A 21,509-nucleotide genomic window follows, 5' to 3' on the forward strand; every position below is an offset into this window, starting at 1 on the left:
TTCCCATTCTGTCATCGGGTCACACGTCATCACACGTCACTGACCTGTGGTTTTTCTCACACGTCGGTGCTCGGACCGGCGAGCGGCCCTCGTACGATCGCACCCATGACCTGCACCGGCACCGCGAATCTGCGTGCGGCCGTGATCGCGGCACTCGTCGCCATCGCGGTGCTCAGCGGATGCCGTGCGATGCCCTCGGACGGTGCTTTCGACTGGCACAGTTGTGGTCCCGGCGACGGTGTCGCGCCGGCCGCGATCCCGGCATCGGTCGCCCATCGGGTGACGTGTGGGCGCTTGACCGTGGAGTTGGACCCCGACGATCCCGACGCAGGCATGGTCACGCTTGCGGTGGCGCGACTGGCGGCGGCCGGATCGAGCAGCGGCACGCTCGTCATCAATCCGGGTGGGCCCGGCGGATCCGGTGTCCGTGCACTGTCGGGCTCCGCCGCGGTGTTGGCCTCGCAGCCGTTCAGTGTCGACCACGATGTCGTGTCGTTCGATCCACGGGGCGTCGGGGCCTCTCGTCCGGCGGTGGTCTGCCGCACCGACGCCGAGCGGGATGCGGAGCGGGCGATGGACCTCGGGCTCCGATCGGCTGCGGGCATCGCCGGCATCGAGAGCCATCGGCGCACGGTGGCGGACCGGTGCCGCGAGCGGGTCGGTGCCGATTTCCTCGCGCGGGTCGGCACGGCATACGCGGTGTCCGATCTCGAACAGTTGCGCCGACAACTCGAGGTGGATGAGATCTCCTATCTCGGGTACTCCTACGGCACCCGGTTGGGCATCGAGTATGCGCAGCGCCATCCCGAGCGTGTGCGGGCGCTGGTTCTCGACGGGGTCGTCGAGCCGGACGAGGATCCCGTCGATGCCGTCGTCGAGCAGATGGCCGGATTCCAGGGGGCGTTCGATGCGTTCGCGCGCGATTGCGCGACGCGATCGGAATGCCCACTGGGCGACCGACCGGATCGGGCGGTCGGCGAGTACCGGGAGCTGGTGACGCCGCTGATCGCCGACCCGCTACCCGTCGGTGACCGTGCGCTCTCGGTCGGTGACGCGGAGACCGCGACGATCGACGCCCTGTATCAGCGGTCCCGGTGGGCCGAGCTGCGTGCGGCCCTCGCGGCACTGGCCGGAGGTGACGGGTCCGGTCTGATGCGAATGGCCGATGCCTATGAAGGTCGCGACGCCGACGGCGGCTACGACCATCGCCAGGATGCTTTCCTCGCGATCAGTTGCGCCGACGACCGGCGGATCGACGATCCCGAGCGCTGGGACGAACTCGACCGCCGAACGCGGGCCGCGGCGCCGTTCGGCGATGACGGTCGCGGTACCGGGCAGGGGCCGACGGGACTCTGTGACTATTGGACGCCGGCCGACCCGTTGTCCGGCGATGTGGTCGGCGCGGGGTTGCTGTCGGCGGCCCCGACGCCGTTGGTGGTGGCGACCACCGGTGATCCGGCGACGCCGTACGAGACCGGTGCCGACTTCGCCCGGGAGGCAGGGGCGGATCTGATCACGGTGAGCGGTCACGACCACACGGCAGTGTTCGCGGGTGATCGGTGTGTCGACGACGCCGTCGCGACCTATCTCGGTGATCCCACAGAATCACCAGGCGATCTCAGATGCTGAGATGCATGTCGCAAAAGCGCTGAACACTGAGCCTGTCTTGTGCATGTAACACGGATTTAACAGCGTACTTCTAATGTCCGGGTCATGGATCGCCAAAAGGAATTCGTGCTGCGGACCCTGGAAGAGCGCGACATCCGATTCGTGAGGCTGTGGTTCACCGACGTCCTCGGCTATCTCAAGTCAGTGGCGATCGCGCCGGCCGAGCTCGAGGGAGCCTTCGCTGAGGGTATCGGCTTCGACGGATCGGCGATCGAGGGGTTCTCCCGCGTCTCGGAGGCCGACACCGTCGCCAAGCCCGATCCGTCCACGTTCCAGATCCTGCCGTGGACCACATCCACCGGGCGGCACCACTCGGCGCGCATGTTCTGCGACATCGCGATGCCCGACGGCACCCCGAGCTGGGCGGACTCGCGGCACGTGCTGCGCCGCCAGCTGAACAAGGCGGCCGATCAGGGCTTCAGCTGCTACGTCCACCCGGAGATCGAGTTCTTCCTGCTGAAGGACGCACCTCTCGACGGCAGCGTGCCCACCCCGGCCGACACGGGCGGCTATTTCGACCAGGCCGTGCACGACGCCGCTCCGAACTTCCGGCGCCACGCGATCGAGGCGCTGGAATCGATGGGCATCTCGGTCGAGTTCTCCCACCACGAGGGCGCACCCGGCCAGCAGGAGATCGACCTGCGCTACGCCGACGCCCTGTCGATGGCCGACAACGTGATGACGTTCCGCTACGTGGTCAAAGAGGTCGCGATCGAGGAGGGCGTATGGGCGACGTTCATGCCCAAGCCGTTCAGTGAGCATCCCGGTTCGGCGATGCACACCCACATGAGCCTGTTCGAGGGGGACGCCAACGCGTTCCACAACCCGGACGACCCGATGCAGCTGTCGGCCACCGGCAAGAAGTTCATCGCGGGAATCCTGCACCACGCCAGCGAGATCAGCGCCGTCACCAACCAGTGGGTGAACTCGTACAAACGACTGATCCACGGCGGTGAGGCGCCCACCGCGGCCACCTGGGGCGGCGCCAATCGGTCCGCGTTGATCCGCCTGCCGCTCTACACCCCGAACAAGGCGTCGTCGCGCCGCGTCGAGGTGCGCAGCCCGGATTCCGCCTGCAACCCGTATCTGACGTTCGCGGTGTTGCTCGCCGCCGGTCTCAAGGGCATCGCCGAGGACTACGAGTTGCCGGAGGAGGCCGAGGACGACGTGTGGGCGTTGACCCCGGCGGAACGCCGAGCGATGGGCTACCGGGAACTCCCGGGAAGCCTGGCCGAGGCGCTGACCGAGATGGAGAACTCCGAACTCGTCGCCGAAGCGCTGGGCGAACACGTCTTCGACTACTTCCTGCGGAACAAGTGGACCGAATGGACCAACTACCGCAGCCTCGTCACCCCGTTCGAATTGAAGAGCTACCTGCCTCTCTGACACCTCACCTGGTTGAGAGGCTTCGGGGTCGGCCCGCTACTTTTGGTGTGTGACTTCACTTCGCGGACGCGGCCGCGTGCCCAGCGCGGGGCGGCTGGGGCTGCTCGAGAACTCCGCCCCGGGGCATCTCGCCGATCTCGGTTGGGACAACGACGACGCGGTCGATGTCTTGTGGTCGCTCTCGCGCGCTCCGGACGCCGACCTGGCACTGCGGTCGCTGATCCGGATGAAGGGGGAGATCGACGCCCCTGATTGGGCCGAGCTCGACCGGCTGGTGCGCACCGATCGCGGGTTCCGCGGTCGACTGTTCGCCGTTCTCGGTTCCTCGGACGCCTTCGGCGACCACCTCGTCGCCGAACCGGAGGCGTGGCAACTGCTGCGATCGGCCGATCTGCCGTCGGTCGACGAGATGAACGAGCGGATGCTCGGTGCGGTCGGCGCGACCCCCGAGCCGGGTGAGATCGAGAAGGGCAACAAACTCTTTCGTGCCGCGACCACCGGACCCAAGGCCGTTGTCGCACTGCGGATCGCGTATCGCAACCTGCTGCTGGAGTTGGCCGCCCACGACCTCGCGCCCACCGTCGAGGACGAGCCGGTGCTCTACCTCCCCGAGGTCGGCGGATACCTCGCCGACGCCGCCGACGCGGCACTGACGGCTGCGCTCGCCGTCGCGATCACCGAGGTGTGCGGCGACAAGGAGCTGCCGGTGCGCCTCGCGGTCATCGCGATGGGCAAATGCGGTGCGCGGGAACTGAACTACGTCAGCGACGTCGACGTCGTGTTCGTCAGCGAACCCGCCGACGGCACGGCCGCTCGCATCGCCGGGGAGATGATGCGCGTCGGTTCGCTGGCGTTCTTCGACGTCGACGCCGCGCTCCGTCCCGAAGGCAAGTCCGGGGCGCTGACCCGGACGCTGGAGTCGCATGTCGCCTACTACCGCCGGTGGGCCAAGACCTGGGAGTTCCAGGCGCTGCTCAAGGGGCGTCCGATGACCGGCGACATGCAACTCGCCGGCGACTACGTCGACGCCCTGAGTCCGATGGTGTGGACGGCCGCAGAGCGTGAGGACTTCGTCCCGGAGGTTCAGGCGATGCGCCGTCGCGTCGAGTCGCTGGTCCCCGAGGAGTTGCGCGACCGCAATCTCAAACTCGGCAGTGGCAGTCTGCGCGACGTGGAGTTCGCCGTCCAGTTGCTGCAGATGGTGCACGGCCGCGTCGACGAGGAGATCCGCGCCAAGGCAACGGTCGACGCGTTGACGGCGTTGACCGCCGGGGGCTACGTCGGTCGTGACGACGGCGCCAATCTCACTGCGTCCTACCAGTTCTTGCGGTTGCTGGAGCATCGCCTCCAGCTGCAGCGCCTGGCGCGGACGCACATGCTGCCCGCGTTCGACGACGGCGGCAACATGCGGTGGCTGGCGCGGGCGGCGCACATCCGCCCCGAGGGCGAGCGTGACGCCACCACCGTGCTGCGCGAAGAGCTCACCCGGCAGAAGGCGCGTATCCGGCGGCTGCACGAGAAGCTCTTCTATCGTCCGCTGCTGGAGGCGGCAACACGGTTCAACACCGATGAGCTCACCCTCACCGACAAGTCGGCCGAGCGCCGGCTGTCGGCGCTCGGCTACGCCAAACCCGAACGGGCGCTGAGTCATATCCGCGCGCTGGCGTCGGCAGCGGGACGCCGCGGGCAGATCCAGTTGCTGATCCTGCCGTCGCTGCTCGAATGGATCGGCAACACCCCTGACCCGGATGCCGGTCTGCTCAACTACCGCCGGCTGTGCGATGTGATGGATGAGGCCGAGTGGTTCATCCGGCTGCTGCGCGACGACGGTGTCGTCGCCGAACGCCTGATGCACGTGCTGGGCACGTCGGAGTACATCGCGAATCTGCTGATGCGCTCACCCGAGGTGATCCACCTCTACTCCGACGGCGCCAACGGGCCGAAGCTCTGTGAACCGCGCCCGGAGGACGTCGCGAAGGGACTGATCGCGTCGACCGTTCGCCAGCCGAACCTGAAGCGTGCGGTCGCGGCCGCCCGGTCGCATCGCCGCTTCGAACTCGCGCGGATCGCCTCGGCGGACATCCTCGGCCTGATGGACGTGCCCGCGGTCTGCGCAGCGTTGTCGAGTGTCTGGGCCGCGGTCCTCAATGCCGCACTGACAGTGGTGATCGCGGAGTCCGAACGCGACCGAGGCGAGGCCGCGCCGGCGCGGATCGCGGTCATCGGCATGGGCCGCCTCGGCGGGGGAGAGCTCGGCTACGGGTCGGATGCCGACGTGCTCTTCGTGTGCGAGCCCGAGCCCGACGCCGACGAGGCGCTCGCCGTCCGGTGGTCGCAGACGATCGCCGAGAAGGTCCGGTCGATGCTGGGCTCGCCGAGCGACGACCCGCCGCTGGAGGTCGACACCGGACTGCGGCCCGAGGGACGCAACGGGCCGGTGGTGCGAACGCTGGCCGCCTACGCCGCCTACTACGAGCAGTGGGCCCAGCCCTGGGAGATCCAGGCGCTGCTGCGTGCACACCAGGTCGCCGGTGACGAACAACTCGGAATCGACTTCCTGCACATGGCCGACCGCATCCGCTACCCCGAGGGTGGCGTGTCGCCCGAGGCGGTCAAGGAGATCCGCCGGATCAAGGCTCGGGTGGACTCCGAGCGGCTGCCGCGCGGCGCCGACCCGGCCACCCACACCAAGCTCGGCCGCGGCGGACTCGCCGACGTCGAGTGGACGGTCCAGTTGATCCAGCTCCGCCACGCCCATCGGTACGAATCGCTGCACAACACGTCCACCCTGCAGTCGCTCGACGCGATCGGTTCGGTGGAGCTGCTCGGCGAGAACGACGTCGCACAGCTGAAGGAGGCGTGGCTCACCGCCACCAAGGCACGCAACGCGTTGGTTCTCGTACGCGGCAAACCGGTCGACCAGCTGCCGGCGCCGGGCGCGCAGCTGCGAGCGGTCGCCTACGCGGCGGGGTGGCCCGAGGACCAGGCCGCAGAGTTTCTCGAGCACTATCTGCGGGTGACCCGGCGGGCGAAGACAGTGGTCCGCAAAGTGTTCGGCGCGTGATCGGGCGGATCGTCCGGTTCGTGCTGCTGCTGACCGGATGGGTTCTGCTGGCCGCAGCCGCTGTCGCGGTGTGGCTGCACCGTTTCCCCTCACGCGGGGAGATCACCGTCTACCTGACGAGTGCCGTACCGTTCGCGCTGATCGCCGGGGTGGCCGCACTGGTCATCTTCGCCGCCACCCGACGATGGATCCTGTTGGCGCTGGCGGTCGTGGTGACCGCGGCGCTCTGCTACGGACAGGCTCCGCTGTTCCGGGCGCAGGCCGCACCCGCCGGCGAGCCGATCACCGTCGTCACCGCGAACCTGTTGTTCGGCGGCGCCGACGTCGACGCCCTCGCTGCCCGGGTGCGCGCTGTCGACGCGGATCTGCTGTCCGTGCAGGAGCTGACCCCGGAGGCCTTGGAGCGACTCCGGGACAGTGACGTCGCCGAGCTCCTCCCGTACGACTACGTCGTCGCCGCCCACACCGCGCTCGGCACCGGCTTGTTCAGCCGAACACCACTGTCGGGGCAGGCCGAGGTCGAGGGCACGGTGCTACACAACCTCGGCGCCACCACGGATCTGCCCGGAGCGCCCGGCACGAGGGTCTTCGCGTTGCACCCGGGCGCTCCGCTGCCCGGACGCACCGACATCTGGCGCGACGACCTGGCGGCCATCGATCGTCACCTGACGTCGGTGCCGCGGGGACCGATCATCGCCGCGGGCGACTTCAACGCGACGTGGGATCACATCCGGTACCGCGGACTCCTCGAACAGGGGCTCGTGGATGCGACCGATCAGGCAGGGGCCGGGTTCTCGCCGACCTACCCGACGGACCGGCCGGGTGGCCGACCGGTGATCGCGATCGACCGGGTGATGAGCCGCGGGTTCGTCGCGACCTCACTGCACACCTTCGACCTCCCGGGTTCCGACCATCGCGGCGTGGTGGTAACACTGGTGGCACCATGACGACCACATCTGACGATTCGCGACGCGATCAGGCCGCCTCGGGTTCGGTGTCCGAGAGCCTGCGCTCGGCGACCGCCGAGGCCCACGACCGGGCCGAGCGGGCCACCTTCGTGGACGACCTCATGTCGGGGCGGCTCGACGCGGCCGGATACCGGCGCATGGCCGCGCAGCTGTATTTCATCTACCGCGCGCTGGAGTCCGTGGGCGACGAGCTCGCCGGGGATGCCGTCGCCGGACCCGTCGTCGACGAGCGGCTGCGCCGGCTGCCGCGCCTGACCGCGGATCTGACGGCACTCGGGATCGATCCCGACGGTGTGGCACCGTTGCCGGGGGTCGCCGGATATGTCGCGGCGATCGAGGCGACCCGAACCGATCCGGCCCGCTTCGTCGCCCATCACTACACGCGGTACCTGGGGGATCTCAGTGGCGGGCAGGTCATCCGGAGCCGGATGAAGCTGCACTACGGGCTCACCGACGAGACGCTGAGCTTCTACGTGTTCGACGAGATCGACAAACTCAAGCGGTACAAGGACGGATACCGCGAGACGCTCGACCGGCTGCCGCTGGACGCCGAGCAGATGCGGGCGCTGATCGACGAGGCCGTCGAGGCGTTCGAGCACAACGAACGGATGTTCGCCGAACTGGCAGGCTGAGCAGGCGCCCGACCGGGCGGATCAGGCGTCGGCGCGGTTCTCCCGGGCCTGGGTGACCCCCGCCTTCACCAGCAGGAACGGGACGACCATGGTGGCCAACGCGGTCACCAGCCAGACGATGACCGTCGCGGCGATCCAGGTCTCCACACCGTCGATCTCGATCCCGTCGCTCCCGATGAGGCTCGCGATCAGCAGGGCGACGAAGGTGGACACCAGACCGACACCCCCGATGAACGCATCGGCATTGCGGTTGACGAACTTGAAGATGAACGGACCCAAGATCGTCTGTGCCGCAGCGAAGATCAGGAGTGCGATGATGAAACCGCTCCAGTGGACCGTCATGTCGTCGAGAATCCACGTCGCGACCAACAGCCCGATGGCCGCGGAGATCAGATAGACGAGAGTGCGGATAAGAATCCGGATCATGGGCTCATCCTAGATGTCGGTTGCCGGGTTCCGGTGTCGCCGCGCCCGTGTCGCGGGCCACGCGTCATCGCGGACCGGCCGAGAACGTGGGCGCACCGCGGTCAGACGCGGCGAGCGCTGCCCATCCGCTTGAGGACCGCCGACCCGATGGCGACCACGATGATCGACCCGATCAGGGCGCCGATCAGGCCACCCCAGTCGAACTTGTCCTCGTCGCCGATCCCCAACAGGCCGGTGAAGATCCAGTAGCCGAGCAGAGCGCCCAGAAGCCCGAGGGCGGTTGACGTCGCCCACGACTTCCACCCGCTCATGTCCTTGAACGCGTCGTTGGGGATGAGCGCGCGGGCGATGGCCCCGCACACGAATCCGAGAGCCAGTGCTGCGATCAGACTTCCGATGTCCATGACACCTCCTGACCGCAGAGTAGCCCGAGCGGGTAACGCGGGTGCCGATTTTGGGTGTCTAGAGGATCTCGACCTTGGCGCCCGACTCGAGCAGGATCTGGTTGCTGTCGTCCGAGCTGTTGACGAGCTCCAGCAGGAGCTGATCGGTGTCGGTCTTGGTGGCGGGTGTGCGGACCACGGCGCGGATGCCGTTGACACTGATGCGGTCACCGGGGGTGAGGTCTTCGACGAATCTGGTGCGGCTCATGGACTCAACCTAGTTCGAATCCGAGTGAAACGGCAGGGTACAAGGGCCTTAACGTGACACCAATCACCTGCGTACTAGTTCCCTGATCGCCGGTGTGTGAGACGACGAAGGGCGGCCGGGATGATCCCGGCCGCCCTCGATGTCCGTGCTGGTGATCAGCAGTCGTAGTAGAGCGAGAACTCGTACGGGTGCGGACGGATCTGCACCGGATCGATCTCGTTCTCACGCTTCAGCGCGATCCAGGTCTCGATCAGGTCCTCGGTGAACACGCCACCCGCGGTGAGGTAGTCGTGGTCGGTCTCGAGGCGATCGATGACCGCGGCCAGCGAGGTCGGTGCCTGCGGGATGCTCTTGGCCTCCTCCGGCGGGAGCTCGTAGAGGTCCTTGTCGACCGGCTCGTGCGGCTCGATCTTGTTCTTGATGCCGTCGAGCCCGGCCATCATCATCGCGGCGAACGCGAGGTACGGGTTACCCGAGCTGTCCGGGCAACGGAACTCGAGGCGCTTGGCCTTCGGGTTGTTGCCGGTGATCGGGATACGCACACATGCGCTGCGGTTGCGCTGGCTGTAGACCAGGTTGATCGGGGCCTCGTAGCCGGGCACCAAACGCTTGTAGGAGTTGATCGTCGGGTTGGTGAACGCCAGCAGCGACGGTGCGTGGTGCAGGATGCCGCCGATGTAGTAGCGCGCCAGGTCCGACAGACCCGCGTAGCCGGCCTCGTCGTGGAACAGCGGCTTGCCGTCCTTCCACAGCGACTGGTGTGCGTGCATGCCCGAGCCGTTGTCACCGAACAGCGGCTTCGGCATGAAGGTGACGGTCTTGCCGTTCTGCCACGCGGTGTTCTTGATGATGTACTTGAACAGCTGCACATCGTCGGCGGCATGCAGCAGGGTGTTGAACTTGTAGTTGATCTCGGCCTGACCGGCGGTGCCGACCTCGTGGTGGCCGCGCTCCAACTCGAAGCCCGAGTTCTGCAGGTTGGTCGACATCTCGTCGCGCAGGTCGACGTAGTGGTCGTACGGGGCGACGGGGAAGTAGCCACCCTTCGGGCGCACCTTGTAGCCGAGGTTCGGGCTGCCGTCGGGATCGGTCGGCGATGCGGTGTTCCACCAGCCCGACTCGGACTCGACCTCGTAGAAGGTGCCGTTCATCTCCGATCCGAAGGAGACGGAGTCGAAGATGTAGAACTCGGCCTCGGCGCCGAAGAAGCAGGTGTCGGCGACACCGGTGGAGGCCAGGTAGTCCTCGGCCTTGCGGGCGACGTTGCGGGGGTCGCGGCTGTAGGCCTCGCGGGTGAACGGATCGTGGACGAAGAAGCTCAGGTTCATCGTCTTGGCCTTGCGGAACGGGTCGATCCGCGCGGTGGCCGGGTCGGGCAGCAGCATCATGTCCGACTCGTTGATCGACTGGAAGCCGCGCACCGACGATCCGTCGAAGGCCAGGCCGTCCTCGAAGATGTCTTCGGTGAACGCCGACGCCGGGATGGAGAAGTGCTGCATCACGCCGGGCAGGTCGCAGAAGCGGATGTCGACGTACTCGACGCCCTCTTTCTTGATGCCCTCGAGGATTTCTTCTTTGCTGCTGTACACCGTGCGGTGACTCCTTAACTTGTTCGGGTGGCCAGCGACCTGGCCCGACTCATCCGCCGCACCGTGAGACGCGGCGCCGGATCTCAGCTGGAACCGTATGGACGCGAGGTTGCCTGGCCGTCAAGGGCATGTTTCTCCTGTGTTACACACCTCTGGTGTCCGGGCAACAAGGTGTCCCGCATCGCAACGATGCCATGCCGCTCCGCGGCGCACCACGCAAGTCCCCGAATAGCCCGCGGTGTTCACCGGCCACCAGTGGGGAAGGCACGTCGAGGGTGGGCCAGGGCACAGGCGCACCCGCACTACGATGGACGCATGCCCGCACCGACACCGTCGTACCTGTCACCCGTAGCGCCCACGGGGATGATGCGCTGATGGGCCGGGCGACGGGGTCGTGGCTCTCCGGGCCGCAGATCGGGCCCGAAGGCGGGGGCGGGGCGTACCGCGGCGAGGATCTCGGACTTCCCGAGACGGGCCCCGGGTCACTGGCCGGCGGTTGGCTCCGCGTTCTCGGGCTGATGGTCGACTGGCTGCTCGCCGGTGGCGTCTCGCTGCTGTTCGTATCCTTCAGTTCGCCCAACATCGGTACCACCGTGCTCGGCGTGTGGTTCGTGCTCGGCGTCGTCGCAGTGAGCCTCTTCGGCTTCACCCCGGGACAGTTCGCCGTCGGACTCCGGGTCGCCCGGGTCGACCATGGACCGGCGAGGACCGAGGCCGAGGTGACCGGTGAGGTGCCGGTCGCCGCGGTCGGCATCGTGCGGGCGCTGGCCCGGCAGGTGCTGATCGTGTTCCTCGTGCCCGCACTGATCAATGACTACAACGGTCGTGCGCTGCATGACCGGGCGACCGGAACGGCGTTGGTGCGGTCGCGCTGACCGCACCTCTTGTGAGGCCTGCCGGTCGTCCGGCCGCAGGAAAATTCGGCTGTGGGTGTCAGCTCTTCCGACGAGCCGTCCGCTGCATGCTGCGCACCTTTGCATTGCCGGGGATGGGACCCTTCGGCATGCCCGGACCCTGCTGATTGCGTCCGCCGAGGGCGGCAAGGCGGCCCTCCAGTGCGTCGATCCGTTTGCCGTTGATGTTCTTCGGCAGCTTGTTGACGTGGCGTTCCAGCTTCTTCAGCGGAACCTGACCGTCGTCGTTGCCGACGACGATCTCGTAGATCGGGGTGTCGCCGACGACGCGTGCGACCTTCTTCTTCTCCTGGGCGAGCAGCGGCTTCACACGGCTGGCGGAGCCCTCACCGACGAGGACGACACCGGGCTTGCCGATGACGCGGTGTACGGCATCGAGGTGGGCGTTGCCCGACACCGCCTGCTTGACGCGCCACTGGCCGCGCATGTTGCCCAGGGCCCACCCGGCGGCCCCCGGCTGTCCCTCGGCTCGCTTGTACACGGTGCTCTGCACCCGACGTCCGAACAGGATGAACGCGGCGAGCAGACCCAGGATGATGCCCAGCGGCAGCAGCAGCCAGACGGACCCGAAGAGCAGGCCGAGCCCGACGAAGATCGCGACGATGAGGACGAACAGGCCGACCATGTACGGGATCAGCCGTTTGTCTTCCTTCCGCTGCATCTGGAAGGCCTGCCACATCTGCTGGCGTCGCTCCTTGGACGCTTGCTTGCGGGCCTTCTTCGCTGCGGCTTTCGCCTCTTTGTCTTGCGCCTTTGCCATGCGACCAGTTTACGGCGCCGTCCAATGGCCCGAGTCGCCGGTTCGGCACGACGCGGACGGTCGTTCATCCGGCCGCCACGTGTTCCTTCGGCGGAGGTTTCGGGCAGGCGAGGTCGACTGCAGGGGACGAACTGGAGATCGGTCGGTCAGCGGGCCAGGCGCGTCAGGAGGCTGCTGGCCTCCTGGCTGGCCGACCCCTCGTCGGCGAGATGTGCGAGGGCCGGTGGGATCTCCTCACCGCGGTGCGCCATCGCCTGCGCGTAGAGGCGGCCCGCGCGATAGGACGAGCGGACCAGCGGGCCGGCCATCACGCCGGCGAACCCGACCTCGGTGGCGAACTCCGAGTGGTCGACGAACTCTTCCGGCTTCACCCAGCGCTCGACCGGATGGTGCCGCGGCGAGGGACGCAGGTACTGCGTGATCGTGAGGATGTCGCACCCGGCCTCGTGCAGATCCACGATCGCCGACTGCACCTCTTGCGGCGTCTCACCCATACCGAGGATCAGGTTCGACTTGGTGACCAGCCCGAAGTCGCGCGCCTGGGTGATCACGTCGAGGGATCGCTCGTACCGGAACGCCGGACGGATGCGTTTGAAGATCCGCGGCACGGTTTCCAGGTTGTGCGCCAAGACCTCGGGGCGGGCCTCGAAGACCTCGGCGAGCAGGTCGGGCTTGGCGTGGAAGTCCGGGATGAGGTTCTCCACACCGGTGCCGGGGTTGAGCCGGTGGATCGCGCGGACGGTCTCGGCGTAGAGCCACGCGCCCTCGTCGGGCAGGTCGTCGCGGGCCACACCGGTGATGGTGGAGTAGCGCAGGCCCATCGCCTGGACGCTCTCGGCGACACGGCGGGGTTCGTCGCGGTCGAGTTCGGCCGGCTTGCCGGTGTCGATCTGGCAGAAGTCGCAGCGACGGGTGCACTGTTCACCGCCGATGAGGAAGGTGGCCTCGCGGTCTTCCCAGCACTCGTAGATGTTGGGACAGCCGGCCTCCTCGCAGACCGTGTGCAGCCCTTCGCGCTTCACCAGGCCCTTGAGTTCGGTGTACTCGGGCCCCATGGTTGCGCGGGTCTTGATCCAGTTCGGCTTGCGCTCGATCGGGGTCTGCGCATTGCGGACCTCGAGGCGGAGGAGCTTGCGGCCGGCCGGAGGTGTGGCGGCGGCGGTGGCGGGATCACCCGGGGTGTGGGCGGTGGTCGTGTGGTCAGAGGATGCGGACACAGTCACTGCTCCGATGCTACGCCCGTGGTGCTCAGTGCATCCGGTGCGCGGTGGTGGTGGTCGAGGGCTGCGGAGACGGCCGCGGCGACCGGTTCGATCAGTCCCTCGACGGTGAGTGGCGTACCGGCTTCCCGGGCGAGAGACGTGACCCCGGCGTCGGCGATGCCGCACGGGACGATCGCCTCGAAAGCGGACATGTCGGGGTCGACGTTCAGCGCAAACCCGTGCAGGGCGACACCGCGAGCGACCCGGATGCCGATCTGGCCGAGTTTGCGTTCGCCCCTGTCGTCGACCACCCACACTCCGGAACGGCCTTCGACACGACCGGTGGGCACCCCGACGTCCGCGCACACACGGATGAGGGCCTCTTCGAGTCGGCGGACGTACTCGACCACGTCGAGTGGCTCGGCGAGACGGATGATCGGATAGCCGACCAGCTGGCCGGGACCGTGCCAGGTGATGCGGCCGCCACGGTCCACGTCGATGACCGGTGAACCGTCGGTGGGCCGGTCGGCGGGCTCGGTGCGTTTGCCCGCGGTGTAGATCGACGAATGCTCGAGCAGCAGCAGCACGTCGTGGTCGAGGGTGCCGTCGGCACGCTCGGTGGCCAGTCGGTGCTGCAGGTCGTACGCCGTGCGGTAGTCGACGAAACCGTCGAGCCGACGGACCTCGATGGGTTCGCGCGACGACCGGATCGACGCCTCACGCATGGACGTATCCGAGGGCGGTGTCGATGTCCGGGTGATGGAACGAGAAACCGTGTTCGGTGAGCACATCAGGTGCAACGCGCTGACTGAACAGAATCATTTCCTCGGCCATCTCGCCGCCGACCGCCTTGGCCGCGAAACCCGGCACCTTCAGGATCGTCGGGCGATGCATCGCCCGGCCCATCGCGTTGACGAACTCGCCGAACGGCAACGACCCCGGGGAACACAGGTTCACCGGGCCGCTGATCGGGGAGTCGAGCAGGAAGAGGATCGCGCGCACCTCGTCGGGCAGGCTGATCCACGAGAAGTACTGATCGCCACTGCCGATCGCGCCACCGAGACCGAACCAGAAGACCGGCCGCAGGCGGCTCAGCAGACCACCGTCTTTCGCCAGCACCGGGGCGGTGCGCAGGAGTACCACCCGGGTGCCGCTGCCGGCGTTCTGAGTCGCCGCGTGCTCCCAGTCGGTCACCAGACCGGCGAGGAATCCCTCACCGGCCGGGTCCGACTCGGTCGCCACGTGCGACCCGGTGTTGCCGTAGTACCCGGTGGCCGAGGCGCTGAGGAACACCGGTACGCCTGCGGACGCCACCGCCTCGGCGAGGACCTCGGTCGGGGTGATCCGCGAATCGCGCAGTTCCTGCTTGAACCGGCCCGTCCACCGCTGGTTGCCGACGCCGACCCCGCCGAGGCCGATCACTGCGTCGACCCCTTCCAGGCTCTCCTCGGGAACTCCGAAAGTCTCGGGGTCCCAACTGAACTCGTCGTCGGACAACGCCTCACGGCGAACCAGTCGCACCACGGTGTGCCCCGCCTCGCGTAAGGCGGAGACCACCGCGGAGCCGATCAGACCCTGCGAGCCGGCGACGGCTATCCGCATCGCGTCCTACAGGCCGAGATCGGCGGCGAACGCGCCCTGCTCGAGACGCTTCTTGATCGTCGTCAGGAAGCGTCCGGCGTCGGCACCGTCGATCAGCCGGTGATCGTAGGTCAGTGGCAGGTACGACATCGACCGCACCGCGATCGACTCCGAGCCGTCGTCGCCGGTGAGGACCACCGGACGCTTGACGATGGCACCGGTGCCCAGCATCGCGGCCTGCGGCGGCACCAGGATCGGCGTGTCGAACAAAGCGCCCTGGCTGCCGATGTTGGTGATGGTGAACGTGCCACCGGCCAACTCGTCGGGCTTGAGGCCGCCGGCACCCTTGCGGGCCCGGGCCGCGATGTCGGCGATGGCGCGTGCCAACCCGGCGATCGACAGGTCGTCGGCGTTGTGGATGACCGGCGACAGCAATCCCTGCTCGGTGTCGACGGCGATGCCGAGATGCACCTTGTCGTAGTAGGTGATCTCCTTCTTGTCCTCGTCGATCGACGCGTTGACGTTCGGGTGCGCCTTGAGCGCCTCGACGACAGCCTTCGCGATGAACGGCAGGAAGGTGAGATTCACCCCCTCGGACGCCTTGAAGGACTCCTTGGCCTGCTTGCGCAGCGACACGATCTTGGTCATGTCCACCTCGAAGACCTGCGTGAGCTGTGCACTGGTCTGCAGCGACTCGCGGGTCTTCTTGGCGGTGATCTGCCGGATCCGGTTGATCTTCTGCGTGGTGCCACGCAGCTCGGCGAGCTCAGGCTTGATCTCGGGCGACGATCCGGCCGACGCGGCCGGTGTCGACGGCGTGGCGGCTGCGGGCTCGGCGGGAGGCTGTGCCGGTGCCTTGGCGGCGTCGGCTGCGGCCAACACATCCTGCTTGCGGATGCGGCCACCGACACCGGTGCCCTTCACGGAGTTCAGGTCGATGTCGTTCTCCGCGGCCAACTTCCGGACCAGCGGGGTGACATATGGCGTCGACGACATCGTGTCCGGTTCGCCCTTCGACACCGTGACTGAGTCGGACTCGGCGGCGGGAGCCGACGCGGGCTCCTTCTTCGGCTCGGGCTCGGGTTCCGGCTCGGGTTCCGGCTTCGACTCGGTCTTCTCGGGCTCGGGTTCGGGCTCCGGCTCGGGTTCGGGCTCGGACTTCTTCGCGGGCGCGGCCGACGCATCACCGATGACGGCCAGCTTGCCGCCGACCTCGATCACGTCGTCCTCCTGCGCGACGATCTCGAGCAGGGTGCCGGCGACCGGCGACGGGATCTCGGTGTCGACCTTGTCGGTGGACACCTCCAGCAGCGGCTCGTCGGCCTCGACGGAGTCGCCCACCTCTTTCAGCCAGTTCGTCACGGTGCCCTCGGTGACCGACTCGCCCAGTTCGGGCATCACCACGTCGGTGCCCTCGGCGGACCCGCCACCCTTGGACGACTCGGCCGATGGCTTCTCGGCCGGCGCGTCGGTGTCGGTCGACGGCGACTCCGCGGGCTCCGACTCGCCTTCGGCCTCTGCGGGCTCGTCGCCGCCGGAAGACGCGGACTCGTCGCCATCGGAGTCGTCCCCGCCTGCCTGCTCGCCTTCCTCACCGATGAGCGCGAGTTCCCCGCCGACCTCGACCACATCGTCTTCCTGCGCGATGATCTTCGTCAGCACACCCGAAGTGGGCGCAGGGATCTCGGTGTCGACCTTGTCCGTCGACACCTCGAGCAGAGGCTCGTCGGCCTCGACGGTGTCACCCTCCTCCTTCAGCCACCGGGTCACGGTTCCTTCGGTGACGCTCTCACCGAGGGCGGGCATTTCGACGGAGAAGGCCATCTTTGTTGACTCCTGAACTCGAGGTGTTGTCGTGTGTCTGCGCGCCGCGGTGTGTGCGCCGACGGTGCACCGAGACGGCTGAGGCGGGTGAGCCGTCCGTCCCCGGATCACCCTACCCGGATCGCGTCACACAGACGTGGTGTGGCTTGACTTCGCCGCACGGTCATCAGCCGTTCGCAACGATGTCCTCGAGCACCCGTGCGATGGTCCGCACCGGGACGCCGGTGCCGCCCTTGGGCGTGTACCCCCACGGGCCCCCGGTGTTGAACGCCGGGCCGGCGATGTCGATGTGCGCCCACGCGACGGACTCGGGCACGAACTCCTTCAGGAAGATGCCGGCGGCCAGCATGCCGCCGTTGCGGTGATTGGTCACGTTCGCCAGGTCGGCGACCCGCGACTTGAGGTCGGCGCGCAACTCGGTCGGCAGCGGCATCGCCCACGCGTTCTCGCCGACCTCACCGGACAGCGCGGCGACGCGGTCGCGGAACTCCTCGGTCCCCATCACCCCGGGTGTACGCGCACCCAGCGCGACCATCTGCGCGCCCGTGAGCGTGGCGGTGTCGATGAGGTAATCGGGGTCGTCCTCGCATGCACGGACGATCGCGTCGGCGAGGATCAGCCGACCCTCGGCGTCGGTGTTGAGCACCTCGACCGTGACGCCGCCGTACTGGGTCAGCACGTCGCCCGGCCGTTGCGCGGTCGACGACGGCATGTTCTCCGCCATCGGCACCGTGGCCGTCACCGACACGTCCAGATCGAGTCGGGCCGCCAGGATGGTGGCCGCGATGACCGCGGCGGCCCCACCCATGTCGGAGGTCATGTTCTCCATGTTGGCGGCGGGCTTGATCGAGATCCCGCCGGTGTCGAAGGTGATGCCCTTGCCGACGAGCGCGACCTTCTTGGCGTTCTTCTTGCCGGTGTGGATCAGCCGGACCAGCCGCGGTAGCCGCGACGACCCCTTGCCGACGCCGATGATGCCGCCATACCCGGCCTTCTCGAGGGCCGTGTCGTCGAGGATCTCCACCTTGAGTCCGACCGCGCTGCCCAGGCGGCGGGCACGCTCGGCGAACTCCTCCGGATAGAGGTGGCTGGGCGGCGTGTTGACGAAGTCGCGGGCGATCGCGACGGCGTCGGCCACCGCCGCGGCGTGCTCGAGATCGGCCTTCGTGGCCTTGTTCTTGTCGTCGGCGATCAGCGTGATACGGCTCGGCGGCGCCTTCTTGGGCTGCGTCTTGTCGGACCGGAACGTGTCGAATCGGTAGGCGCCCATGAAGAATCCCTCGGCGGTCGCCTGCAGGTCCACCGTGGACAGGGTGGTGACGACGGTGTCGATTCCGTCGAGTTCGCGGGCGACGACACCGGCTGCCTGACGGAGCTTCTCCGCATCGTCGACGTCGTCGGCGTTGCCCAGCCCGACCGCGACGACGACATCGACGGGGAGTCCTTCGGGGGCGGGCAGCCGGGTGACCTCGCCGTGCGAGCCGGTGGCGCCGAGCCGGCGGACGGCTGCCGTGATCGCGTCGGCCGCCGCGTCGTCGAGGACCCCGTCGCCGATCACGAGGGTCGGCTCGGCCTCCGAGTCCTCGCCGGGCTTGATCAGTCCGATCACGAGGGCCTCGTCCGACTTGCCGAGGGAGGTGGCCACTTCCAGTTCCGGGCCGCGTACGCGGTCGATGGTGTCGTTCTTGCTCACGGTGCCAACTCTAACCATGGTGACCGATTGCGGCGTCGCGGTTCGGTCCGGGCGGGTGGGTCCTAAGGTTGAGGACATGACCGAACTCCTCGCCGGACCGATCGCCGACCGCCACGAGGCGCTGGGTGCCACCTTCGCCGCTTTCGGCGGGTGGGACATGCCGGTGTCCTACGCCGGGACCGTCGCGGAACACACCGCGGTGCGTGAGACGGTGGGCATCTTCGACGTGAGTCACCTGGGCAAGGCGGTTGTCGCGGGGCCGGGGGCGGCCGGATACGTCAACCGTGTCCTCACCAACGACCTGGCCAAGATCGCACCGGGCAAGGCGCAATACACGTTGTGCTGCAACGAATCCGGAGGCGTGGTCGACGACATGATCGCGTACCTGGTGAGCGACGACGAGGTGTTCCTGGTGCCCAACGCCGCGAACACCGCCGCCGTCGTCGCCCAACTCGCCGAGGGGGCGCCGGACGGTGTCACGGTCACCGACCAGCACCGCGACTTCGGGGTGCTCGCCGTGCAGGGACCGAAGGCCACCGATGCGCTGGCGGCGGTCGGGCTGCCGACGGACATGGAGTACATGGCGTTCGCCGACGCCGAGATGTCGACACAGGCCGGGGCCGTCCCCGTGCGCGTCTGCCGGTCCGGCTACACCGGCGAACGGGGCTACGAGATCCTGCCGCGCTGGGCCGACGCGGGTGCGGTGTTCGACGTCCTGTTGGGCGCCGTCAGCGACCTCGGTGGTCAGCCGGCGGGCCTCGGTGCCCGCGACACCCTGCGCACGGAGATGGGCTACGCCCTGCACGGCCACGAATTGAGCCCGCAGATCAGTCCGGTGCAGGCCCGCGCGAGCTGGGCGGTCGGCTGGAAGAAGCCGGAGTTCGCCGGTCGGGAGGCACTCCAGGCCGAGAAGGCGGCCGGACCGTCGCGTCGCCTCTACGGCCTCAAGGCGACCGGGCGTGGCGTGCCGCGGGCCGACTGCGTCGTGCGTGCCGGCGCGGACGGGGCCGAGATCGGTGTGTGCACGTCCGGAACGTTCTCGCCGACCCTCAAACAGGGGATCGCGTTGGCGCTGCTCGCCACCGACTCCGGGGTCGGCAAGGGCGATCAGGTGGTGGTCGACATCCGCGGCCGGGACCTGCCGTGCGAGGTCGTCACCCCGCCGTTCGTGCCGTCGCACGTCTGAGGTGCGACCCGCCGCCGACGCCGCGGAAATCGGTTTGCCGCCCGGCGGTACGATTGGCCAATGACCTTGCAGTTCACGCGTACCGAGCATCCCCACCCGGTGTCGGAGAATCGTCGTGCGGAGATCCTCGCCGCGCCCGGTTTCGGCAAGTACTTCACCGACAACATGGTGATGGTCGACTACGACGCGGACCGGGGCTGGCACAACGCGCAGGTGCGCCCCTACGGGCCGATCGCCCTCGACCCGTCGGCGATGGTGCTGCACTACGGGCAGGAGGTCTTCGAGGGACTCAAGGCCTACCGGCAGCCGGACGGATCGATCGCGGCGTTCCGCCCCGACGCCAACGGTCTGCGCCTGCAGCGGTCCGCCGAACGTCTCGCGATGCCGCCGCTGCCCGTCGAGGACTTCATCGCCTCGCTGCGGGTGTTGCTCGACGCGGACAACGAGTGGGTCCCTGCGGCCGGCGGTGAGGAAGCGCTGTATCTGCGGCCGTTCATGTTCGCGTCGCAGGCCGGACTCGGTGTCAACGCGCCGTCGAGCCAGTACATCTACTCCGTCATCGCCTCGCCCGCGGGTTCCTACTTCACCGGTGGTATCAAGCCGGTCAGCGTCTGGCTGTCCAACGAATACGTGCGGGCGGCCCCCGGTGGCACCGGATTCGCCAAGTGCGGCGGCAATTACGCGGCCGCCTTCCTCGCGCAGCGACAGGCCACCGAGAACGGATGTGACCAGGTGGTCTGGCTCGATGCGGTGGAACGTCGCTACATCGAGGAGATGGGCGGCATGAACCTGTTCTTCGTCTTCGGCTCCGGTGCCGACGCCCGACTGGTGACGCCCGAGCTGACCGGCTCACTGTTGCCCGGCATCACCCGGGACTCATTGCTGCAGTTGGCGACCGACGCGGGATTCGCCGTCGACGAGCGCCGGATCAGCACCGAGGAACTCCGCAAAGGGGTGGCGTCCGGCGACATCACCGAGGTGTTCGCATGCGGGACCGCCGCGGTGATCACGCCCGTCGGCCGCGTCAAGGGCGAGACCGAGGACTACCTGATCGGCGACGGCACCGCCGGTGCGGTCACCCAGGCGTTGCGGGACACGTTGACCGGCATCCAGCGCGGCACCTTCGCCGACACCCACGGATGGATGACCGAGCTCTACCGCCGGTGACCCGGGACGCCGCGGTCTCAGACCAGTAGCCCGACGACCGCGATCGCGACGCCCAGTTCGATTCCGGCGCCGAGGATGTCGCCGTTCATGCCGCCGACCCGGCGGGCGCAGTGGCGGGTGAACAGCCAGCCGCCGACCAGCACGACCGCGACGACCGTGATGGCCTGCACCGCTGTCCCGGTCGTGAAACCGTCTGTGTCCCAACCGGTCGCGGCTGCGGCGAGCACCGCGACCGCAGTCCACACCGCGATGGAGATCCGCTGACTGTCCGCGACGAGAGCGCCGAAGCCCTCCGTGTGAGCGGCGGCGAGTCCGCGGCGGGCACCCACGACGGCCACCAGCCGTCCCACGGCGACCGCGAAACCGATGTCATACCAACGGTGTTGCTCGGTGAGCGCACCGAAACCGACGGCCTGGACCGCCATCACGACGACGAGCGTCGCCACCCCGAACGGACCCGACGATCCGCTCTTCATCACCTCGGCAACCCGCTCGGGCGGGCCGTAGCACCCGAGTCCGTCCGCGGTGTCGGCGAGGCCGTCGAGGTGCATGCCGCGCGTCGCCACGGCAAGCGTCGCGACGATCAGGACGCCGATCAGCGTGGCGGGCAGGTCGGTGAGCGAGAGCAGAGTGGCCACCGCAACGGCCAGCGCGCCGAGGACGGCGCCGACCACCGGCACTGCGGACATCACCGATGCCCCGGTCGAGCGGTTCATCTCGACTGTCGGCTGGGGGAGGGGTAGGACGGTGAGCCAGCTCAGTGCGACATGGGTGGCCTGCACCGGAGTCCGCATCGGC

19 protein-coding genes are annotated in these 21,509 nt (G+C 68.2%); 8 read left to right on the forward strand and 11 right to left on the reverse strand.

Annotated features, from left to right (window positions below; all coding sequences use genetic code 11):
* Positions 1-105 precede the first annotated feature (105 nt).
* The 5 genes from VZC37_RS18705 (at position 106) to VZC37_RS18725 (ending at position 7,718) form a co-directional block, all read left to right on the forward strand.
* Entirely contained in the window at positions 106-1,629 is a 1,524-nt protein-coding gene (locus VZC37_RS18705; protein ID WP_330434539.1) for an alpha/beta fold hydrolase, read from the forward strand.
* An 84-nt stretch (positions 1,630-1,713) separates the two neighbouring features.
* A complete protein-coding gene (gene glnA, locus VZC37_RS18710) occupies positions 1,714-3,054 on the forward strand; it encodes a type I glutamate--ammonia ligase (protein WP_330434541.1) in 1,341 nt (446 codons plus the stop codon).
* A 49-nt stretch (positions 3,055-3,103) separates the two neighbouring features.
* Positions 3,104-6,118, forward strand: a complete 3,015-nt coding sequence (locus tag VZC37_RS18715) for a bifunctional [glutamine synthetase] adenylyltransferase/[glutamine synthetase]-adenylyl-L-tyrosine phosphorylase (RefSeq protein ID WP_330434543.1) — start codon at positions 3,104-3,106, stop codon at positions 6,116-6,118.
* Positions 6,118-7,065, forward strand: a complete 948-nt coding sequence (locus VZC37_RS18720) for an endonuclease/exonuclease/phosphatase family protein (RefSeq protein WP_431309455.1) — start codon at positions 6,118-6,120, stop codon at positions 7,063-7,065. Before VZC37_RS18715 ends, VZC37_RS18720 begins: the two co-directional genes overlap by 1 nt.
* Entirely contained in the window at positions 7,062-7,718 is a 657-nt protein-coding gene (locus VZC37_RS18725) for a biliverdin-producing heme oxygenase (RefSeq protein WP_330434547.1), read from the forward strand. Before VZC37_RS18720 ends, VZC37_RS18725 begins: the two co-directional genes overlap by 4 nt.
* 21 nt (positions 7,719-7,739) lie before the next feature.
* Here the strand turns inward: VZC37_RS18725 and VZC37_RS18730 are convergent, their stop codons facing one another.
* The 4 genes from VZC37_RS18730 to glnA (VZC37_RS18745) all read right to left on the reverse strand — a co-directional run bounded on the left by VZC37_RS18730 (position 7,740) and on the right by glnA (VZC37_RS18745) (position 10,384).
* On the reverse strand, positions 7,740-8,144 hold the full coding sequence (locus VZC37_RS18730) for a hypothetical protein (protein WP_330434549.1): 405 nt from the start codon (positions 8,142-8,144) through the stop codon (positions 7,740-7,742).
* Between the two features lie 101 nt (positions 8,145-8,245).
* On the reverse strand, positions 8,246-8,548 hold the full coding sequence (locus tag VZC37_RS18735) for a GlsB/YeaQ/YmgE family stress response membrane protein (protein ID WP_330434551.1): 303 nt from the start codon (positions 8,546-8,548) through the stop codon (positions 8,246-8,248).
* A 58-nt stretch (positions 8,549-8,606) separates the two neighbouring features.
* Positions 8,607-8,795, reverse strand: a complete 189-nt coding sequence (locus tag VZC37_RS18740) for a hypothetical protein (RefSeq protein WP_330434553.1) — start codon at positions 8,793-8,795, stop codon at positions 8,607-8,609.
* A gap of 155 nt (positions 8,796-8,950) precedes the next feature.
* Positions 8,951-10,384 carry a type I glutamate--ammonia ligase gene (gene glnA / locus VZC37_RS18745; protein ID WP_330434555.1) on the reverse strand — a complete coding sequence of 478 codons (1,434 nt, stop codon included), beginning with the start codon at positions 10,382-10,384 and terminating at the stop codon, positions 8,951-8,953.
* A 374-nt stretch (positions 10,385-10,758) separates the two neighbouring features.
* Here glnA (VZC37_RS18745) and VZC37_RS18750 point away from each other — a divergent pair, with 374 nt between their 5' ends.
* Entirely contained in the window at positions 10,759-11,259 is a 501-nt protein-coding gene (locus VZC37_RS18750; protein ID WP_330434557.1) for an RDD family protein, read from the forward strand.
* 58 nt (positions 11,260-11,317) lie between these two features.
* Here VZC37_RS18750 and VZC37_RS18755 read toward each other — a convergent pair whose 3' ends face one another.
* From VZC37_RS18755 to VZC37_RS18780, 6 genes are all read right to left on the reverse strand, one after another.
* On the reverse strand, positions 11,318-12,058 hold the full coding sequence (locus tag VZC37_RS18755; protein WP_330434559.1) for a DUF4191 domain-containing protein: 741 nt from the start codon (positions 12,056-12,058) through the stop codon (positions 11,318-11,320).
* A gap of 146 nt (positions 12,059-12,204) precedes the next feature.
* On the reverse strand, positions 12,205-13,275 hold the full coding sequence (lipA, locus tag VZC37_RS18760) for a lipoyl synthase (RefSeq protein ID WP_431309456.1): 1,071 nt from the start codon (positions 13,273-13,275) through the stop codon (positions 12,205-12,207).
* 2 nt (positions 13,276-13,277) lie between these two features.
* Positions 13,278-13,985, reverse strand: coding sequence for a lipoyl(octanoyl) transferase LipB (lipB, locus tag VZC37_RS18765; protein ID WP_330434563.1), 708 nt, complete (start codon positions 13,983-13,985; stop codon positions 13,278-13,280).
* Positions 13,978-14,862 carry a TIGR01777 family oxidoreductase gene (locus VZC37_RS18770; RefSeq protein WP_330434565.1) on the reverse strand — a complete coding sequence of 295 codons (885 nt, stop codon included), beginning with the start codon at positions 14,860-14,862 and terminating at the stop codon, positions 13,978-13,980. Before VZC37_RS18770 ends, lipB begins: the two co-directional genes overlap by 8 nt.
* Positions 14,863-14,868: 6 nt before the next feature.
* Positions 14,869-16,665, reverse strand: a complete 1,797-nt coding sequence (gene sucB / locus VZC37_RS18775) for a 2-oxoglutarate dehydrogenase, E2 component, dihydrolipoamide succinyltransferase (protein WP_330434568.1) — start codon at positions 16,663-16,665, stop codon at positions 14,869-14,871.
* Positions 16,666-16,831: 166 nt separating this feature from the next.
* Positions 16,832-18,358 (reverse strand): leucyl aminopeptidase, encoded by a 1,527-nt coding sequence (locus tag VZC37_RS18780; protein WP_330434570.1) that lies wholly within the window; start codon positions 18,356-18,358, stop codon positions 16,832-16,834.
* Positions 18,359-18,434: 76 nt separating this feature from the next.
* Here VZC37_RS18780 and gcvT point away from each other — a divergent pair, with 76 nt between their 5' ends.
* Complete coding sequence (gcvT, locus tag VZC37_RS18785; protein WP_330434572.1) at positions 18,435-19,544, forward strand: glycine cleavage system aminomethyltransferase GcvT; 1,110 nt, start codon at positions 18,435-18,437, stop codon at positions 19,542-19,544.
* Between the two features lie 60 nt (positions 19,545-19,604).
* Positions 19,605-20,711 (forward strand): branched-chain amino acid aminotransferase, encoded by a 1,107-nt coding sequence (locus VZC37_RS18790; RefSeq protein ID WP_330434574.1) that lies wholly within the window; start codon positions 19,605-19,607, stop codon positions 20,709-20,711.
* A 17-nt stretch (positions 20,712-20,728) separates the two neighbouring features.
* On the opposite strand, the gene VZC37_RS18795 is transcribed toward VZC37_RS18790, so the two are convergent.
* Positions 20,729-21,505 (reverse strand): adenosylcobinamide-GDP ribazoletransferase, encoded by a 777-nt coding sequence (locus VZC37_RS18795; RefSeq protein ID WP_330434576.1) that lies wholly within the window; start codon positions 21,503-21,505, stop codon positions 20,729-20,731.
* Positions 21,506-21,509 lie beyond the last annotated feature (4 nt).

It is taken from the genome of Gordonia sesuvii (genome assembly GCF_036350415.1).
Taxonomy (GTDB): Bacteria; Actinomycetota; Actinomycetes; order Mycobacteriales; family Mycobacteriaceae; genus Gordonia; species Gordonia sesuvii.

Coding starts and splice junctions, on each gene's coding strand:
- VZC37_RS18725 (WP_330434547.1), top strand. CDS start 7,062: ATGACGACCACATCTGACGATTCGCGACGCGATCAGGCCGCCTCGGGT.
- gcvT (WP_330434572.1), top strand. CDS start 18,435: ATGACCGAACTCCTCGCCGGACCGATCGCCGACCGCCACGAGGCGCTG.
- sucB (WP_330434568.1), bottom strand. CDS start 16,665: ATGGCCTTCTCCGTCGAAATGCCCGCCCTCGGTGAGAGCGTCACCGAA.
- VZC37_RS18770 (WP_330434565.1), bottom strand. CDS start 14,862: ATGCGGATAGCCGTCGCCGGCTCGCAGGGTCTGATCGGCTCCGCGGTG.
- lipB (WP_330434563.1), bottom strand. CDS start 13,985: ATGCGTGAGGCGTCGATCCGGTCGTCGCGCGAACCCATCGAGGTCCGT.
- VZC37_RS18790 (WP_330434574.1), top strand. CDS start 19,605: ATGACCTTGCAGTTCACGCGTACCGAGCATCCCCACCCGGTGTCGGAG.
- VZC37_RS18795 (WP_330434576.1), bottom strand. CDS start 21,505: ATGCGGACTCCGGTGCAGGCCACCCATGTCGCACTGAGCTGGCTCACC.
- VZC37_RS18735 (WP_330434551.1), bottom strand. CDS start 8,548: ATGGACATCGGAAGTCTGATCGCAGCACTGGCTCTCGGATTCGTGTGC.
- glnA (WP_330434541.1), top strand. CDS start 1,714: ATGGATCGCCAAAAGGAATTCGTGCTGCGGACCCTGGAAGAGCGCGAC.
- VZC37_RS18705 (WP_330434539.1), top strand. CDS start 106: ATGACCTGCACCGGCACCGCGAATCTGCGTGCGGCCGTGATCGCGGCA.
- VZC37_RS18755 (WP_330434559.1), bottom strand. CDS start 12,058: ATGGCAAAGGCGCAAGACAAAGAGGCGAAAGCCGCAGCGAAGAAGGCC.
- VZC37_RS18730 (WP_330434549.1), bottom strand. CDS start 8,144: ATGATCCGGATTCTTATCCGCACTCTCGTCTATCTGATCTCCGCGGCC.
- VZC37_RS18740 (WP_330434553.1), bottom strand. CDS start 8,795: ATGAGCCGCACCAGATTCGTCGAAGACCTCACCCCCGGTGACCGCATC.
- VZC37_RS18750 (WP_330434557.1), top strand. CDS start 10,759: ATGGGCCGGGCGACGGGGTCGTGGCTCTCCGGGCCGCAGATCGGGCCC.